Genomic DNA, 1,305 nt, shown 5'->3' with positions numbered 1-1,305 from the left:
GCTGTCACCAGATGGCAGGCGGTACCATGGCCTTCGCAATCACCGTGCAGTTTGGGAATTTCGGTCTGGCAGCGGACGACAGCAACCGGACAACGCGGACGAAAACGGCAGCCAGTCGGATAAGCCGCGGCGTTCGGTACCGTTCCCGGGATGGCGCTAAGGCTACCTCGCACCATGCCGAGGCGAGGAATGCAGCGGATCAGGGCTTTTGTGTAGGGATGGCGAGGATTTTCAAAGATCCGCTCCACCGCACCGGACTCAATTATCCGCCCGCAATACATGACAGCCACCCGATCGCAAGCGTGTGCCACGATGCCCATGTCGTGCGTTATGAGGATCAGCGCCAATCCGCGCTGCTTTACGAGATCCACGAGGATCTTGATGATTTGCGCCTGCACGGTGACGTCGAGCGCGGTGGTCGGTTCATCCGCAATAAGAAGCTGCGGCTCGCCGGCTAGCGCCATTGCGATGACAATGCGCTGCTTCATGCCGCCGGAGAGCTGAAAGGGATAGAGATCGTAGACGACAGCGGGATTGGGTATCTGCATGTCCGCCATGAGAGCCAGACTTCGTGCGCGGGCGGCCTTACGGTCAACCTTAAGATGAAGGCGCGATGACTGGTCGATCTGGGGGCCGACCCGTATCATCGGATCGAGCGACGTCATCGGGTTCTGCGTTATCAACGCAATCTTTCCGCCACGCAGCCGGCGCATGCGCTTTTCCGGCAGGCCCACCAGATCGATGCCGTCAAACGTCATGCGACCTGAGCTGATCCTCGCACCGATGCGTGGCAACAGGCCCATGATCGCTGTCGCCGACAGCGACTTGCCAGACCCCGACTCGCCGACCACGCCGAGAATCTCGCCACGATCGATACCGAAGGTGACATCATCGACAGGCGAGAAGGCGCCGAAACCGATCTGCAGTCGTTCCACATCAAGAAGCATTTTCATGCGCCCTTTGGTTTGGATCGGACATTGAGCGCCCCAATCAGAGCGTCGCCAAACAGGTTCAGGAAGATGACCGTCATGGCTACGGCAAATCCCGGAAACAGAATCACCCATGGCGCGATGAAGAGCTGCGCCGTCCCGGAACTCATCATGGCGCCCCAACTCGGCGTTGGCGGCTGCGCGCCCAGGCCAAAGAAGCCGAAAGTGGCTTCGAGGATGATGGCATCGCCCGTGGCAAGGATGGCGGCGACCAGCACCGGAGCAAGCACATTGGGCAGAAGGTGGGAAAACAGGATACGAAAGTGCGTGGCGCCGAGATTTCGGGTGGCTTCGATATAGGTTTCGCCGGTGAGCG

General features: G+C 59.9%; 2 protein-coding genes. Both read right to left on the bottom strand.

The annotated features are described in order from the left end of the window. Positions 1–953, bottom strand: a 953-nt coding sequence (locus tag EN925_RS36255) for an ABC transporter ATP-binding protein (protein WP_245487424.1), incomplete at its 3' end; no start/stop codon positions are given. Beyond that, on the bottom strand, positions 950–1,305 hold a 356-nt coding region (locus EN925_RS36250), incomplete at its 5' end, for an ABC transporter permease subunit (protein WP_164894675.1). The genes EN925_RS36255 and EN925_RS36250, both read right to left, overlap by 4 nt.

The sequence above is a fragment of the Mesorhizobium sp. M7A.F.Ca.US.006.04.2.1 genome (genome assembly GCF_004022915.1).
Lineage (GTDB): Bacteria > Pseudomonadota > Alphaproteobacteria > Rhizobiales > Rhizobiaceae > Mesorhizobium > Mesorhizobium ciceri.
The sequence above is the reverse complement of the archived record's forward strand: the minus strand, read 5'-3'. Positions and strand labels throughout refer to the sequence as shown.